General features: G+C 75.1%; 13 protein-coding genes. 10 read left to right on the forward strand and 3 right to left on the reverse strand.

Going from position 1 to position 15,828, the window contains the following annotated elements; all coding sequences use genetic code 11:
* Positions 1-7 precede the first annotated feature (7 nt).
* The 6 genes from ACFV8H_RS10430 to ACFV8H_RS10455 all read left to right on the forward strand — a co-directional run bounded on the left by ACFV8H_RS10430 (position 8) and on the right by ACFV8H_RS10455 (position 6,568).
* Positions 8-1,282, forward strand: a complete 1,275-nt coding sequence (locus ACFV8H_RS10430; RefSeq protein ID WP_375890110.1) for an SAV2148 family HEPN domain-containing protein — start codon at positions 8-10, stop codon at positions 1,280-1,282.
* A gap of 46 nt (positions 1,283-1,328) precedes the next feature.
* Positions 1,329-2,264, forward strand: coding sequence for a GNAT family N-acetyltransferase (locus ACFV8H_RS10435; protein ID WP_380398254.1), 936 nt, complete (start codon positions 1,329-1,331; stop codon positions 2,262-2,264).
* Positions 2,265-2,302: 38 nt separating this feature from the next.
* Positions 2,303-3,079: an ABC transporter ATP-binding protein gene (locus tag ACFV8H_RS10440; RefSeq protein WP_380398256.1), complete on the forward strand. Its 777-nt coding sequence runs from the start codon at positions 2,303-2,305 to the stop codon at positions 3,077-3,079.
* Positions 3,076-5,022 carry an FtsX-like permease family protein gene (locus ACFV8H_RS10445; RefSeq protein WP_380398257.1) on the forward strand — a complete coding sequence of 649 codons (1,947 nt, stop codon included), beginning with the start codon at positions 3,076-3,078 and terminating at the stop codon, positions 5,020-5,022. The genes ACFV8H_RS10440 and ACFV8H_RS10445 overlap by 4 nt, the downstream gene beginning before the upstream one ends.
* 323 nt (positions 5,023-5,345) lie before the next feature.
* Positions 5,346-6,056, forward strand: a complete 711-nt coding sequence (locus tag ACFV8H_RS10450) for an exonuclease domain-containing protein (RefSeq protein WP_375890118.1) — start codon at positions 5,346-5,348, stop codon at positions 6,054-6,056.
* Positions 6,053-6,568, forward strand: coding sequence for a GNAT family N-acetyltransferase (locus tag ACFV8H_RS10455; protein ID WP_380398259.1), 516 nt, complete (start codon positions 6,053-6,055; stop codon positions 6,566-6,568). The genes ACFV8H_RS10450 and ACFV8H_RS10455 overlap by 4 nt, the downstream gene beginning before the upstream one ends.
* Positions 6,569-6,633: 65 nt before the next feature.
* On the opposite strand, the gene ACFV8H_RS10460 is transcribed toward ACFV8H_RS10455, so the two are convergent.
* The 3 genes from ACFV8H_RS10460 to ACFV8H_RS10470 all read right to left on the reverse strand — a co-directional run bounded on the left by ACFV8H_RS10460 (position 6,634) and on the right by ACFV8H_RS10470 (position 9,554).
* Complete coding sequence (locus tag ACFV8H_RS10460; RefSeq protein WP_380398261.1) at positions 6,634-7,428, reverse strand: hypothetical protein; 795 nt, start codon at positions 7,426-7,428, stop codon at positions 6,634-6,636.
* A gap of 34 nt (positions 7,429-7,462) precedes the next feature.
* Positions 7,463-8,440 carry a polysaccharide deacetylase family protein gene (locus ACFV8H_RS10465; protein ID WP_380398263.1) on the reverse strand — a complete coding sequence of 326 codons (978 nt, stop codon included), beginning with the start codon at positions 8,438-8,440 and terminating at the stop codon, positions 7,463-7,465.
* A 220-nt stretch (positions 8,441-8,660) separates the two neighbouring features.
* Complete coding sequence (locus ACFV8H_RS10470; RefSeq protein WP_380398264.1) at positions 8,661-9,554, reverse strand: phosphotransferase enzyme family protein; 894 nt, start codon at positions 9,552-9,554, stop codon at positions 8,661-8,663.
* 529 nt (positions 9,555-10,083) lie between these two features.
* On the opposite strand from ACFV8H_RS10470, the gene ACFV8H_RS10475 reads away from it, so the two are divergent.
* The 4 genes from ACFV8H_RS10475 (at position 10,084) to ACFV8H_RS10490 (ending at position 15,660) form a co-directional block, all read left to right on the forward strand.
* A complete protein-coding gene (locus tag ACFV8H_RS10475; RefSeq protein WP_380398266.1) occupies positions 10,084-12,219 on the forward strand; it encodes an MMPL family transporter in 2,136 nt (711 codons plus the stop codon).
* 305 nt (positions 12,220-12,524) lie between these two features.
* Positions 12,525-12,731 carry a cold-shock protein gene (locus ACFV8H_RS10480; protein WP_196949043.1) on the forward strand — a complete coding sequence of 69 codons (207 nt, stop codon included), beginning with the start codon at positions 12,525-12,527 and terminating at the stop codon, positions 12,729-12,731.
* Positions 12,732-12,901: 170 nt separating this feature from the next.
* Positions 12,902-14,650: a DEAD/DEAH box helicase gene (locus ACFV8H_RS10485; protein ID WP_380398268.1), complete on the forward strand. Its 1,749-nt coding sequence runs from the start codon at positions 12,902-12,904 to the stop codon at positions 14,648-14,650.
* A 296-nt stretch (positions 14,651-14,946) separates the two neighbouring features.
* On the forward strand, positions 14,947-15,660 hold the full coding sequence (locus tag ACFV8H_RS10490; protein ID WP_380398270.1) for a ricin-type beta-trefoil lectin domain protein: 714 nt from the start codon (positions 14,947-14,949) through the stop codon (positions 15,658-15,660).
* Positions 15,661-15,828: the final 168 nt, after the last annotated feature.

Genomic DNA, 15,828 nt, shown 5'->3' on the forward strand with positions numbered 1-15,828 from the left:
GTGGCGCATGGTGTTCCCTGCTGGCGGCCGCGGCTCCGGGCCCGACGGCCCCGACCGGGGCGGCGTCCGCAGCGAGGCGCCCACGGTGGTCATGCGGCCCACCATGACCGGCCGCGCCCTCGTCCCCGCCCAGGGCGGCCCGGTCGAGGTCCCCGCGCTCGCCTGGTCGGCCGCCGAGTGGGAGGACTCCTACCAGCGGGTCCGGCTCTCCGGCCGCGCCTACGTCTGGCTCAACCTGGTCGAACAGCGGCTGCGCTCCCTGGTCGACGAGGTGCTGCACCCCATCTACGCCCCCGCCCACGGCGAGGACTGGGTCACCGCCGCGGCCGGCCCGGCCGGCGAGGAGTGGGCCCACCGGGCCGGCGCCGTGCGCGAGGTCAGCCGCCGCAAGGGCTACCTCCTCGACCCGGCCGACGACGACCCGCTGGTCTTCCTCACCCTGCCCCAGCTGCGCGAGCTGATGGTCCAGCACTGGCCCTGCTTCGAGCCCTACCTCGCCGACCGGCGCGAGATCGAACTCGCCCTGGACGAACTCGAAGTGGCCCGGCACGTGGTCTCCCGCAACCGGGTGCTCACCCAGACCGTGCTGGCCCAGACCGAGCGCGCCGCCGCCCGGCTGCTCGCCGTCCTCGACGGCGGCGCGGGCGGGGTGCCCGCCGACGTGGTCGAGTCCCTGGTCGCCGGACGCTACGCCGACGTCGTCGCCGTGCACGCCGACCGGGTCCGGCTGCAGCGCGACCTCCCGGTCGAGGACCTGCTCGACGGCGCCCGGCGGCTCGACGCGCTCGGCATCGGCCTCGGCATGCTCTGCCAGAACTACACCGGCAAGCGCCTGGTCCGCCTCGCCGGCGAGGGCTGCCGGGTGCGGCTGCTGTTCCTCAACCCGGCGAGCAGCGCCACCCGCCGCCGCGAACGCGAACTCGGCCTCTCCCGGGGCGAGTTGTCCCGCTCCATCGAGATGAACATCATGCACGTGCGGCGGGTCCGGGCCCGGCTGCGGGACCAGGGCGGCTTCGAGATCAGGGTCTTCGACGAGACCCCGCGCTTCACCGCCTACCTGGTCGAGGGCCCCCGCCCCACCGGCCCGGTGGCCGGCCGCCGGGCCGGCCGCGACCTCGGCGTCATCCAGCCCTACCTGCGCCGCTCGCGAGGCATGGAGTCCCCGGCACTGATCCTGCGCGGCGGCGCCGGCCAGCAGCCGGGCGGCACCGAGCCGGGGCTGCTGGAGGTCTACCGCGAGGAGTTCGAGGGGGTCTGGGCGGACGCCCGGAACGTGTCCTGAGATATTCGCTGGTCAAGGGCGGTTTCCCGCTGCAACACTGCGGCGGGTGAACAAGGATCTCGACTGGAGCCTGCGCCCCGCCACGACCGCCGACGTCGAGCCCGTCGCCGAGCTTCGGGCCGAGGTCATGCGTGCCGACCTGGAACGCCTCGGCCGCTACGACGACCACCGGGTCCGCCAGCGGCTGCGCGACGGGTTCTCGCCCCAGCACACCTCGATCGTGCTGGTCGGGCGCGAGTTCGCCGGCTCCGTCGCCGTCCGCCCCGCCGAACAGGGCGGCCGCTGGCTGGAGCACTTCTACCTCCGCCCGCGCCACCAGGGCCGCGGCCTGGGCAGCGCCGTCCTGCGGCACGTGCTCGCCGAGGCGGACTCGGCGGGCGAGCCGGTCCGCCTGGACGTCCTCCAGGGCAGCGCCGCCCGCCGCCTCTACGAGCGGCACGGCTTCGAGCCGGAGCACGAGGACGCGGTCGACGCGTTCCTGGTCCGCCCCGTACCGGCGGTCACCGTCGACCCGGCCGTCGAACGGCTCCGGGACGCCGCCGTGCTGTGGAGCGCCGGCGAGCTGACTGCCCTGGAGGTCGTCGACGCCGCCTGCGACGCGCTCGTCGCCGGACTCGACGGCGAGGCCGTCACCGCCTTGGCCGCCTGCCCGAACGGCGAGGCGTCGGCCCTGGTGCCGGACCTGCTACCGCCCGCCCTCGCCGAGTACGGCCTGCTCTGCCACCCGCCCGGCGGCATGCTCGGCAAGCAGACCGTGCTGCGGGTGCTCGCCGCCCGGATGCTCGCCGGGGAGTACGGGCCGCAGGACCTCGCACGCCGGGTGCACGAGCGCTTCGGCCACGACTTCGAGCCGGCCGAGGCGCTCGCCCTCCTCGACGACTCCTACGACACCCTGGGGTACCACGGCCTGACCCGGGAGCAGCTGGACGAGGACGTCCGCGCCGAGGCCCGGCGACTGGCCGGGGCCCGCTGCGGGGCGTAACGATTCGCCCATCACCCCTGGTCAGAGCGGTCGTGGCCATGGTAGGTGTAGCCCCCGTGAAGATCACGGGGGATGACGGGGCCGTACTGCGCCTCGAAGACGTACACCGCACCTACGGCACCGGCCCGGAGGCCGTCCGGGCACTCAGGGGGGTGGACGTCGGCTTCGACCGCGGCACGTTCACCGCCGTCATGGGGCCCTCCGGCTCCGGCAAGAGCACCCTGCTGCAGTGCAGCGCCGGGCTCGACCGCCCCGACCGCGGCCGGGTCGTGCTGGACGGCACCGACCTCGCCGGGCTGACCGAGACCCAGCTGACCGTCCTGCGCCGACAGCGACTCGGCTTCGTCTTCCAGGCGTTCAACCTGGTCGGCTCGCTCACCGCCGAACAGAACGTCGGCCTGCCGCTGCGCCTGGCCGGGCGCCGCCCCGACCGGGCCGAGGTCCACCGCGCGCTCGCCCAGGTCGGCCTCGGCGAGCGGGCCGGCCACCTGCCCTCCCAACTCTCCGGCGGCCAGCAGCAGCGCGTCGCCATCGCCCGCGCCCTGATCACCAAGCCCCGGATGCTGTTCGCCGACGAGCCCACCGGCGCCCTCGACAGCTCCAGCAGCCGCGACGTCCTCGCCCTGCTGCGCGACCTGGTCGACCGCGAGGGCCAGAGCACCGTCATGGTCACCCACGACCCGGTCGCCGCCGCCCACGCCGACCGGGTGCTCTTCCTCGCCGACGGCCGGATCGTCGACGACCTGCCCCGCCCGACCGCCCAGCAGGTCGCCGAGCGGATGACCGCCCTGGAGACGGCGGGGACGCCGGCATGACCTCGCTCGGGACCCTGCTGCCCGTCGCCGCCGCGAGCCTGCGCCGCCGCAAGGCCGCCTTCGCCGGCTCCTACGTCGCCCTCACCCTCGGCGTCACCCTGGTCGCCACCACCGGCAGCCTCCTCAACGAAACCGCCGGGGACGACTCCCCGCTCGGCGCGCCCTCGCTGCACAAGGTGCTCCAGTTCACCTCCGCGATGGCCGCCTTCGTCGCCGTCTTCGTGGTCGCCGGCACCTTCGCCTTCGCCGTCGCCCAGCGCCGCCAGGAGATCGCGATGCTGCGCGCCGTCGGCGCCACGCCCCGCCAGATCGTCCAGCTGATCACCGGCGAGGCCGTCGTCGTCGCCCTCGCCTCCGCCGTCAGCGGCTGCCTGCTCGCGCTGCCCGGCGCCCCCGCCCTCGCCTCCTGGCTGGTCGCCCGCGGCGCCGCCCCCGAGGGCTTCACCGCCCGGCCCGCCGCCGGCCCGATGCTGCTGGCCGCCGCCGTCGGCCTGGCGGTCGCGCTGCTCGGCGCCGTCGCCGCCGCCGTCCGCGCCGGGCGGGTGCGCGCCGTCGAGGCGCTCGGCGACGCCGCCGCCGACCGCACGGTGATGACCGGGGCGCGCTGGGCCTTCGCCGTCCTCGGGCTGCTCGGCCTGGTCGGCGTCGTCTCCTACTACCTGTCCGCGGCGTCGCTGCCGCCCGCCCCCGGCGACCAGCCGGACGACCCGCAGCTCGCCTCCCAGTGGGTGATGGGCGCCGACCTGGCCACCATCACCACCCTCGCCCTGTTCGCGCCCGTCGTCGTGCCCCTGCTGGTCCGACTGCTCAGCGCCCCGCTCGCCCGGCTCACCGCCGCCGCCCCGCTGCTCGCCCGGCAGAACGCGCTCACCGCCGTGCGCCGCACCGTCTCCACCGCCACCCCGGCCTTCCTCACCATCGCGCTCGCCGGCACCGCCGTCGGCTCCACCGCCGCCTTCGCCGACGCCATGACCGCCCAGGCCAGGGCCACCGCCGCCGCCCGCTACGTGCTGCGCCCCGGCGCCGCCCCGCTGCCCGCCGACGCCGCCCACCGGCTCACCGCCGGCCGGCCCGACCTGCACGCCACCGCCACCACCTCCACCGTGGTCACCGGCCTCGGCGCCGACCGGCCCGCCTTCGACGACCACGGCGAGGACTCGCCCGCCAGCGCGCCCTCCGCCGCCACCGTCGTCGACGGCGACCTCGCCACCGCCTGGACCCTGCCCGCCGTCGACGGCACCGCCGCCGACCTGCACGGCGCCACCCTCGCCGCCTCCACCGACCAGGCCCGCGGCCACGGCTGGAAGGTCGGCGACCAGGTCAACCTGCGCCTCGCCGACGGCACCGTCACCGGCCTGCGGCTCGCCCTCGTCTACCGCACCCAGCTCGGCCTGGACGAGGTCCTGCTCAGCGGCGACGCCGTCACCGGCCACCTCGACGGCGCCCGCCCCGGCGCCGTCCACCTCAGCGCCGAACCCGCCGACCGGCTCGGCGGCGTCCTCACCGACGCCCAGGCCCCGGGGCCCGACCCGAACGCCCACTACGCCTGGATCGCCACCACCACCATCCTCGGCCCCGCCCTGCTCTACGCGCTGATCGCCATCGTCAACACCATGGTGATGAGCGCCGCCGACCGCCGCCGCGACTTCACCGTGCTGCGGCTGGCCGGGACGGTGCGCCGCCAGGTGCTGCGGATGGTCGCCCTGGAGGCCGCCCTGGTGGTGGCCACCGCCGCCGTCCTCGCCCTCGCCGTCACCGCGCTCACCCAGTACGGCACCACGGCCCTGCTCAACCACCGCATCCTGGCCGGGCAGGCGAGCGTCGCCCTGCGGCTGCCCTGGCTGCCGCTGGCCGGCGGCGCGGCGCTCTGCCTGGCGCTCGCCGTGGCCGCCAGCACGCTGTCCGCCCGGGTCGCCCTCGCCGGCCGGGCGGCGGCCCGGTAGGCCGTCCGGCCGGTGACCCACCGGCGGTCATCCGTCCCGGCCGCTCGGCCCCGGCGCGCGCAGGTGCACGCCGGGGCCGAGCGGCCGTGGCGTCCCGTGGCCTCCTCGCCCCCGGCCCGGTCGACCGGCCAACCGGCCGACGGGCAAGCGGAGTTGGACCTTCCGCCGGCCCCCGTGGCCGGCCGACCGGCACCCCGCACCGCCCCCGGAAGCCCCCCGGAAGTCCCCCGGCCACCCCGGGACCGGCCGCCCTGACGGCCGGGTTGTCGGTGGGGCGGGTGATGATAGGGGCTGTTTCGCCGGAGGACGGAAGGACACACCTGATGAGCTGGTGGCAGCAGCCACTGGTCGGCTTCGACCTGGAGACCACGGGCACCGACCCGGCCGTGGACCGCATCGTCACGGCCGCCCTCGTGGACACCGTCGGCGCCGTCCGGGTGGATGCCGCCAACTGGCTGCTCGACCCCGGGGTGCCGATCCCCGCCGAGGCGGAGGCGATCCACGGCATCGGCGACACCCTGGCGCGCAGCAGGGGGCGGCAGGCCAAGGAGGCGGTCGAGGAGATAGCCGCGGCGCTCTGCGCGCGGATCGCGGACGGGCGGCCCGTGGTGGCCTTCAACGCCCCGTTCGACCTGTCCCTGCTCGACGCCGAGCTGCGCCGCCACGGGCTGCCCACGCTCGCCGAGCGCCTCGGCGCCCCGGTCGGGCCGGTGCTGGACGCGCTGGTCATCGACCGGGCGGTCGACAAGTACCGCAAGGGCTCGCGCACCCTCCAACGGGTCTGCGAGGTGTACGGGGTGGAGCTGACGGACGCCCACGAGGCGGGCAGCGACGCGCTGGCCGCCGTCCGGGTCGCCGTCGCGCTGGCCGGGCGCTACCCGGCCGAGGTGGGGGAGGTGGCCCCGGCCGAACTGCACCGGCGCCAGATCGACTGGTACCGGGACTGGGCCGAGGGCCTCCAGTCCTGGCTGCGCCGCGGCAAGGACCCGCTCGCCGTGGTGGACCCGCGCTGGCCGTCCCGACCGTCCGGATGACCGGGGCCGTGGACCCCGTACACCCGGACCACCCCGTACGTCCCGTCCACCCCGTGCGCCCGGCGGTCCCGGCGGACCTGCCCGGCTTCCTGGCGCTCGCCGCCGAGGTCGAGCACTGGTTCGGCCCGATGGTGGCCGAGCCCGGCTTCCACCGCGCGGTGGAGAAGGCCGTCGCCCGGGGCACCGCGACCGTCGCCGAGTCCACCGCGGGACTCCTCGGCGGCCTGCTGTTCGGCCCCGCGCAGGACGGGCCGCACCACCTGCACTGGCTGGTGGTCGCCGACCGCGCCCGGGGCACCGGCGTCGGCCGGGCGCTGGTCGAGGACGCGCTGCGCCGCCACGTCCGCGCCCCGGGCACCGTCGAGGTGGTCACCTTCGGCCCGGACCACCCCGGGGCGGTGGCCAGTGGCGCCCGGGTGTTCTACGAGCGGCTGGGCTTCACCCCGGCCGAGGCCGCGGCCCCCGGGCCGGAGGGCGGCTCCCGGCAGGTCTACCGGCGCCGGTTCGGCTGACGGGTTCGGCTGAGGGGCTCGGCCGACGGGTTCGGCCGCGGTCCGACCGAGCGGTCCGGTGTCCGTCACTGGAGGTCCAGCCCGACCGGGTGCGTCACGTCCACCGGGCAGGCGAACACGTGCAGTTCCCCGTGCCGCCCGACCGACAGGTCCGGATCCCCGCCGCTCTCCACCGTCAGCAGGTGCGCCATCCGCGCGCCGCAGCGGCCGCAGTCGACCGGGACGAGGTCGGTGAGGTGCCAGGACGGCCAGCCGCCCAGCTTCCAGCCGTCCGCCCGGCCGAGGTCCCGCTGGTACCCGATGCCCCGCCGCTCGGCGAACTCCTCGACGGCGCGGGCGAGTTCCGGGGGCAGTTCGTCCCGGTCGGGCAGGTCGAGGAGCTGTTCGGGGCGCACCGCGCACGGGCGCGGCAGGTACTCCGGCGCGCTGTGGCGGGGCGGCGGGGGAGTGGCCGGGGCGAGGTCGGCGGCGCGCTGCCAGTGGAGTTCGACGGCGGGGCCGTAGTAGTAGCGCTCGCCCTGGATGTCGTCGTGGTCGTTGGGGCACCAGAGCACCTGGAGCAGGTCGGTGCCGTGCGGACGGGGCAGGTGCGGGGCGTCCTCGGCGCGGATCCGGGCGAGCGGGACCAGCGCCGTCGCGGCGGCGGGTGGTTCCGGGGCCCTGCGGGGGAGGACGTCCTCCTCCTCGGGGTGGCGCGCGGTGCAGTGCGGCCAGGGTTCGCCGGCCGGCCACTGGGCCGGGCCGCCGATCCGGCTCGCCCCGGGGTCGGCGGGGGCGGCGTACGGGTGCAGCAGGGTGGCGGGCCGCAGGTGGCGGGCCAGGCCGGGGACGGCGGCGACGAGGGCGGCGGTGTCGGTCACGGCCGCCCACCCTACGGGCCGAGGTCCAACGGCCTTACGCGGCGGGGAAGTCGAAGGTGTACCCCTGGGCGACGAGCCAGGGCAGCAGCTGCTTCAGTGCGGCCACGCTCTGGCTGCGGTCGCCGCCGCCGTCGTGCATCAGGATCACGCCGCCGGGCTTGAGTTGGCTCTGCACGGTGGAGACGATCGCGGCCACGCCCGGGCGGGACCAGTCGCGGGGGTCGACGGACCAGCCGAGCGAGTCCATCCCGAGCCCGGCGGCGATGTGCTCGTTGTCGGCGTTGAAGCCGCCGCCCGGGGCGCGGAACCAGCCGATCCGGGTGCCCGGCCCGCCGGCCTTGACGATCATGTCGTGGGCGGCGGAGATCTCGTACACCGCCTTGTCGTGCGGGAGCTTCTCGAACGGCTGGGGGTGGTGGACGCTGTGGTCGCAGAGCCGGTGGCCCTCGGCCAGCACCCGCTTGACCAGGGCCGGGTTGGCGGCGGCGTTCTGGCCGATCTCGCAGAAGGTGGCCTTGGCGTGGTACTGGGCGAGCAGGTCGAGGATCTGGCCGGTGGCCGGGCCGGGGCCGTCGTCGAAGGTGAGGGCGACGGTGCGGCCGCCGGAGGCGGTGGACCCGATCACCTTGGTGGCCTGGCCGGGGTGCGCGGGCGGCGCGGCGGGGGTGCCGGTAGGGGTACTGGTGGTGGTGCCGGGGGTGGTGCCGACCGGCTTGCCGGTGGCCGTGGCCCGGCCGGGGTCGGCCGGAGCGGTGGGCGTGCGCGGCTGGGCGGCGTCCGAGCCGGGGGCGGGAGCGGTGCCGGCCGCCGTGCTGTTCCCGGTGCCCGTGCCGTTCCCGGTGCCCGGGGTGTTCGCGGCGCCCGGGGTGGTGGCGGTCGCGGTGGGCTGGAGCGCCCCGCTGGCGGTGCCGCACGCGGACAGGCCCAGGACGGCGGCCATCGCGATGCAGCCCGCGATCAGCCGGTTGCGGTGGGGGCGGAGGGGGCTGCGACGGGTGGGGGTCCGGTGCATGGCGGCGGCTCCTGAGGGGCGAGAAGGGGGCCGATCCCGGAGGCCGATCCCTCGGTCAGGATGACTGTGCGATAGGACGCCGATCGTACGTGTCCCGGTTGCGCGCCGGACCGTTCCGCCTTAAGAGTCTTCTCACACCCGCCGGGGTCGGCCTCCGCCGCCCGGAGGAGGTATCGGGGAGGTGGCGGGGGAGGCGGCGGAGGGGGGTGGCGGCCCGCCGTCAGAACGGGTACCAGCGCACCCCGGTGGCCCCCTCCCGGAGCGAGTCGACCCGGCGCCGGAACTCCGCGAGCGCCGCCGGGTTCCCGGCCGCCTGCTGGGCGACCCAGGAGGCGCTGGCGGTCTCCCGGGCCCCGCGCAGCACCGCGAAGCCGGACCAGTCGCGCACGTCCCGGCCGTAGGCCGCGGTGAACGCCAGGTAGTCCTCCTCGGGCACCCCGTAGCGGTCGTGGGCGAGCGCGAGGACCACCAGGTCGTGCTCGCGCAGGTCCTGGGAGAAGGTCTCCAGGTCGAGCAGCACCGGCCCGTCCGGTCCGACGTGGACGTTGCGCGGCAGCGCGTCGCCGTGGATCACCCCGGGCGCGAGCTCCGGCACCAGGCCGGGCAGCGCGGCCGCGAAGGCGTCCCGGCGCTCGCGCAGGAAGGCGACGTCCGCCGGGTCGACCTGCCCCTCGGCGGAGGCCAGCCAGCGCTCCACCGGCGCCAGCAGGTCGCGCCCGTCGAGCGGGAAGGGCGGCAGCGGCAGGGCGTGCAGGGCGCGCAGCAGCGGGGCGAGGTCGGCCGGGCGGGAGGGCCGGACGGCGGGGGCGAGCCGGTGCCAGAAGGTGACCGGGTGTCCGTCGGCCCGGTGCGGCCCGGCCTCGACCCGCTCGTACGGGCGGACCACCGGGATGCCCTGCCCGGCCAGCCAGTGCGCGACGGTCAGTTCGCGCCGGGCCCGGTCGTACAGTCCGGGGCCGCGGCCGACCTTGGCGACCACGGCCGGGTCGCCGAGGTCGAAGACGGCGTTCTCGCCGAGCGCGAGCAGCCGCGCCCCGTCGGGGGCGGGCAGTCCGGCGGCGGCGCAGGCCCCGGTGAGCAGCAGCCGGGCGCGGGCCTCGTCGAAGGGGATCATGGCTGGGCTCCGTTCCGCCGGTGTTCATCCGGGGGATTCCGGACGGTGATCATCATGACGCACGGAGCGGCGCGCCCCGCGGCGGCCGGGCGAGCGGGCCCCGGGGCGGCCGTGCGGCGCCGTGGGGGTTTCCCCTGGTTCGCTACCCCTAGGCCTCCTCCTCCGAGGTAGGGGGTGGACTCCACCCTGAGGGGGAGAAGGCTCCACCCGGAGCACGAGGCCAACGGCACCGTGGCCGCGAGAGACTGGGGCGGGGCCGGTTCGGGGTGGCCCCGCAACGGGGGTTGGACCACGGGGGCTTTCTTGCCGCACGGCGAGCACGTACTCGTAGGCTGACGCCCAGACCTACTTACCTGCCGACCGGCTAGTGGACGCCAGTGCGCGTCCGGCCCGGTCCTGCCGTCGCCCAGCGTCCCGTCCCCCAAGGGCTGCGGTGAACCATGCCCAGGAGGCATCGAGCATGTTCCACCGACTAGGACAATTCGCCGTACGCCGCGCGTGGTGGGTGATCGCCGCGTGGCTCGTCGCCATGGTCGCGATCTTCATATCCGCGCCCAAGGTGAGCTCCCAGACGGACGAGGCGTCGTTCCTGCCCAAGCACTACGAGTCCATCCAGGCCGCCGAGGTGCAGGCCAAGGCCTTCCCGGCCGCCTTCACCCCGGACGCCCTCATCCTCTTCGAGCGCAACGACGGCGCCGCGCTCACCGACGCCGACACCAAGGCCATGGGCAAGCTGGCCCAGGACCTCGCCGGCAAGAAGATCGACGGCGTCGAGGCGGTCAACCCGCCCGCCGACAAGCTCGGTTACTCCGAGGACCACAAGTACGCGCTGGGCACGGTCGCCATCGCCAAGGACAAGCAGCAGGACCCGAAGGCGGTCGCGGACGTCGCCAAGGCGCTGCGCGGCGACGGCAAGGACCTGGCGGGCCCCACCGGCCTCAAGTTCCAGCTCGGCGGCTCCGCCGCCCAGACCCTGGACCAGCAGGAGTCCTCCAGCGACACCGAGGGCCTCATCACCATGGCCACCCTGGTGCTGGTCATCGTGATCGTCGGCATCATCTTCCGCAGCGTCCTGGCCGGACTGCTGCCCATCCTGGTCTCGCTGATCATCGCCCTGCCGACCTCCATGGGACTGATCAACTACGCCACCAAGGCCTTCGACCTCAAGAGCACGGCGATCCTCACGCCGATCCTGATCGTCGTCGTGCTCGGCGTCGGCACCGACTACTTCCTCTTCCTCGCCTTCCGCTACCGCGAACGCCTGCGGGCCGGTGAGGACCGCAAGTCCGCCGTCGTCAACGCCGTCGGCCGGGTCGGCGAGGCGATCGCCTCCGCCGCCGGCGCCGTCACCATCGCCTTCGCCGCGCTGGTCCTCTCCAGCCTCGGCATGTTCCAGGCCCTCGGCCCGGCGCTGGCCATCGCGGTCGTCGTCACCGCCCTCGCCTCCGTCACCCTGGCCCCGGCCCTGCTCGCGGTCATCCCCGCCCGGGCCGTCTTCTGGCCCGGCAAGAAGTGGATGCGGGAGCCCAGCGACGCGCGCTTCACCGCGCTCGGCCGGGTCGTCGAGAAGCGCCCGGCGCTCACCGCCCTCGCCTCCGGCGGCGTGCTGGTCGCCCTGACCCTCGGCGCCCTCGGCTACAACGGCCTGTTCGACATGACCAGCGGCTCGATGCCGAAGACCGTCGAGTCGATGGTCGTCCAGGACACGATGTCCACCGCGTTCTCCAAGGGCGCCGCCTCCCCCAGCCAGGTCTTCCTGAGCAGCACCGACGGCAGGAAGCTCGACCCGGCCTCCTTCCCGGCCTACGCGGACAAGCTCCACGTCGCCGGCGTCGCCCAGGTCTTCGCACCCGCCCCCACGACCGCCGCGAGCCAGAACAAGACCATCAGCGACGACGGCACCACGGCTCAGTTCACCGTGATGCTCAAGGACGAGCCCTCCAGCAACGAGGCCATCGCCACCGTCACCGAACTGCGCGCGGTCGCCCACGCCCAGGCCCCGGCCGGCACCGAGGCCAAGGTCGGCGGACTCAGCTCGGTGTTCAAGGACATCAACCTGGCGATGACCCACGACTACAAGCTGGTCTTCCCGATCGCCGGGCTGCTCATCCTGCTCATCCTGGCGCTCCAGCTGCGCAGCGTCGTCGCCCCCTGGTACCTGATGGCCTCGGTCGGCCTCGGCTTCGGCGCCACCCTCGGCGCCGCCACGCTGCTCTTCCAGAAGATCGGCCACGAGACCGGCCTGATGTTCATGATGCCGATCCTGATCTACCTCTTCGTGGTGGCGATCGGGACCGACTACAACATCCTGATCATCGCCCGCCTGCGCGAGGAGGCCCGTGCGGGCCGCACCCCGCGCGAGGCGGCCCGCGAGGCGCTGCGCCACGCCGGTCCGACCGTCGCGGCGGCGGGCTTCATCCTGGCGGCCTCGTTCGGGACCTTCATGCTCGCGGGCAACAGCTTCATGCTGGAGTTCGGCTTCGCCATGGCCTTCGGCATCGTGTTGGCGGCCTTCGTGATGGCGATGTTCTTCACCCCGGCGCTCACCGCGCTGATCGGCAACAAGGCGTGGTGGCCCGGCCACGGCGCTGACGCCCGTCCGAGTGAGGGCCACGCCCCGCCGGTCGGCCGCACCATGCCGCCGGAGCCCGTCGGCCGGCACTGACCCGAGGGCCCGGCGACGGGCCGCACAGCAGACGGCGCCCCGCTCCGGCGGGGCGCCGTCCCCTCTTTCCAGGGGGGCCAAACGTGATCTGTCGAGCAGAAAAGTCCCCGGTCAATCGGGGTGCGACCGTGCTACAGTCGAAGCAGTTGCAGTTTTGGTTCCCATGAACGTGTGTGTGCGCCTGCTGGTACCAACCAACAGGCGCATTTGTTTTGTCCGGTGTTTCAGTCTCCGGATGGGGATCGCGGCTACTTGGGGACTCACGAGGTGTGGGTCCCTGATGCCCCAAGTATGAGGAGACGGTTATGGCTACCGGCACCGTGAAGTGGTTCAACAGCGAAAAGGGCTTCGGCTTCATCGAGCAGGACGGCGGCGGCCCGGACGTCTTCGCCCACTACTCGAACATCCAGGCCAACGGCTTCCGCGAGCTCGTCGAGGGCCAGCGCGTCGAGTTCGACGTCACCCAGGGCCAGAAGGGCCCGCAGGGCGAGAACATCCAGGTCATCGCCTGACGTTCAGCCTCTCAGCTGACACGTGATCCTGTGATCTCGTGAAGCGGGGGCCCGTACCGCTCGGCGGTGCGGGCCCTCGTTCATGCCGCAGTACGGCCGGGGCGGCGCACTCCACTCAGACGGCCGACCAGTCCGCCACCGCGGGCTGCCGACCGACGTACGGAGAACCCGTGACCACCCCTGCCCGCACGCCCCGCGACCGTGGCGACCGCACCACCGACCGTTCCGCCGCGCGCACCGGCGACCGCACGGCCGAAGGCCGCACCGGCCGCCCCCGCCGCACCGGCGACAACCCCGAGCGCGCCCGCCGCACCGGGGAGGGCGCCGCCGCCGACCGCACCCGCAAGCCCCGGGGCCGCACCGGCGCCCCCAAGGCCACCCGCGCCGCCGTGGCGGAGCCCGCCGACTTCACCGTCGTCGAGGGCACCCCGGCCCGGCCCCCGGCAGCCTCCTTCGGCGAGCTCGAACTGCCCAAGGCGATCCTCTCCGCGCTCACCCGCGAGGGCGTCACCGAGCCGTTCCCGATCCAGGCCGCCACCCTGCCCGACTCGATCGCCGGGCGCGACGTCCTCGGCCGCGGCCGCACCGGCTCCGGCAAGACCCTCGCCTTCGGCCTGCCGCTGCTCGCCCGCACCGCCGGGCGCCGCGCCGACTCCCGGCACCCGCTGGCGCTCGTCCTGGTGCCCACCCGCGAGCTCGCCCAGCAGGTCACCGACGCGCTCACCCCGTACGCCACCGCCGTCAACCTGCGGATCACCACCGTCGTCGGCGGCATGGGCATCAGCCGGCAGGCCAACGCGGTGCGCCGCGGCACCGAGGTCCTGGTCGCCACCCCCGGCCGACTGGACGACCTGATCGGCCGCGGTGACGTCAACCTGTCCGACGTCGCCATCACGGTCCTCGACGAGGCCGACCAGATGGCCGACATGGGCTTCCTCCCGCAGGTCAGCCGACTGCTGGAGCAGGTCGCCGAGGGCGGGCAGCGGATGCTGTTCTCCGCCACCCTGGACCGCAACGTGGACCGGCTGGTCAAGCGCTTCCTGACCGACCCGGTCACCCACTCGGTCGACCCCTCGGCCGGCGCGGTCACCACCATGGACCACCACGTCCTGCAGCTGGAGCCCACCGACAAGGCCTCCGCCACCGCGCACATCGCCTCCCGCGACGGCCGGGTGATCATGTTCGTGCACACCAAGCACGGCGCCGACCGGCTCGCCAAGCAGCTGCGCGCCACCGGCGTGATGGCCGCCGCCCTGCACGGCGGCAAGTCCCAGCCGCAGCGCAACCGGGTCCTGGACCAGTTCCGCGAGGGCGAGGTCACCGCGCTGATCGCCACCAACGTGGCCGCCCGCGGCATCCACATCGACGGCCTCGACCTGGTCGTCAACGTCGACCCGCCGATCGACCACAAGGACTACCTGCACCGCGGCGGCCGCACCGCCCGGGCCGGCGAGTCCGGCACCGTCGTCACCCTCGTCCTGCCCGAGCAGCGCCGCGAGGTCAACCGGCTGATGACGGTCGCCGGGATCCGCCCGACCGTCACCAAGATCCGCCCCGGCGACGCCGAGCTGTCCCGGATCACCGGCGCCCGCACCCCCAGCGGCGTCGCGGTCGCGCTGGTCGTCCCGGCCGCGGCCCAGCCCGCGGCCCCGGCCGCCTCGGCCGACGGCAAGGGCGCCGGCAAGTCCGGCAACCAGCGCCGCCGCCCCGCCAAGCGCTCCGGGCTGCCCGCCGACGTCGACATGAACGGCAACCCGCGCCGCCCGCGCCCCAAGCAGCGCCTCGGCGCCGCCACCCAGGGCGAGCGGCCGCAGGCCGCCGGGTTCATCGGGCGCTCCTCCGGCCGGGCCCGGCCGGGCAGCGGCTCCCAGTCCGGCGGCAACTACGGGACGGGGCGCCAGCGCCGCAAGTTCGACTGACGGCCGTCCCGGCCTCCCGGCCCCGGCCCCGGTTTCGCCGAACGGGCCCCGTGCTCCCCTGTGGTGGGGAGTGCGGGGCCCGTTCCGCGTTCCCGGGCGTCGCGCTCCGGGCCGTCCGAGCGACCGTTGCCCGAACAGCTGGCGTGAATCCGTTGGAGCTCGCCTTGAACGAGAGCTTGACGGTGACCCGGCGAACCCCGATTCTTCTACACGGCCCACACAACTGCCGCACAGTCACCACCAGTGCACAGACGTCGTGTTGACGTGATTCGCCGACCGGAAGGACCACCGTCCCGATGCGCCGAACCTCCGCCCTGCTGACCACCGCCCTGCTCGCCGGTGCCGCCGCCCTGGCCGCACCCGCCACCTCCGCCCAGGCCGCGCCCTCCTGCGGCGCCTACGTCGCGGGCTGGAGCGCGATCGGCAGCTGCAGCGGCCTCGACCCGATGCAGACCTGGACCGTCACCGCCACCTGTTACTACTGGAACTCCACCCACACCGTGCAGTTCACCCGCCCCGCGATCGGCGGCGTGGCGATCGGGGACGGCAGCGTCTCCGCGGCCTGCGGCATCGGCGACAGCGTCATGTTCCCGCGCGTCATCCTGGGCGCCACCCCGCCGGCCGGCCCGACCGGCCAGATCACCGGCTACGTCAACAAGTGCGTCGACGTGAAGGGCGCCAACCTCGGCAACGGCACCCCCGTCCAGATCTACGACTGCAACGGCTCCGTCGCGCAGAAGTGGCGGATCGGCGTCGACGGCACCGTCCGGGCCCTCGGCAAGTGCATGGACGTCGCCGGCGGCGGCACCGCCAACCACACCATGGTCCAGCTCTACGACTGCAACGGCACCGGCGCCCAACAGTGGCAGGCCCGCTCCGACGGCTCGCTCTACAACCCGCAGTCCGGCCGCTGCCTGGACGACCTCGGCTTCGCCACCAACAACGGCAACCAGCTCGGCATCTGGGACTGCAACGGCGCCGCCAACCAGAAGTGGAACCTCCCGGCCTGACGCACCACCACCGGAGCCGGGTCCGACCCGGCCCCACCCCGAGGGGGGGGGCGGCGCCCCGCCGGCGCGCCCCGCGGGGGGGCGCGGGGCGGGGGCCCCCCCCGCGGGGGGGGGGTGGGGCGCGGGGGGGGCGCCGGGGGGCGGCGGGGCCGCGGAGGTGGGGGGCGC

Origin of the sequence: Kitasatospora sp. NPDC059827, from assembly GCF_042731675.1 — a bacterium.
Taxonomy (GTDB): domain Bacteria; phylum Actinomycetota; class Actinomycetes; order Streptomycetales; family Streptomycetaceae; genus Kitasatospora.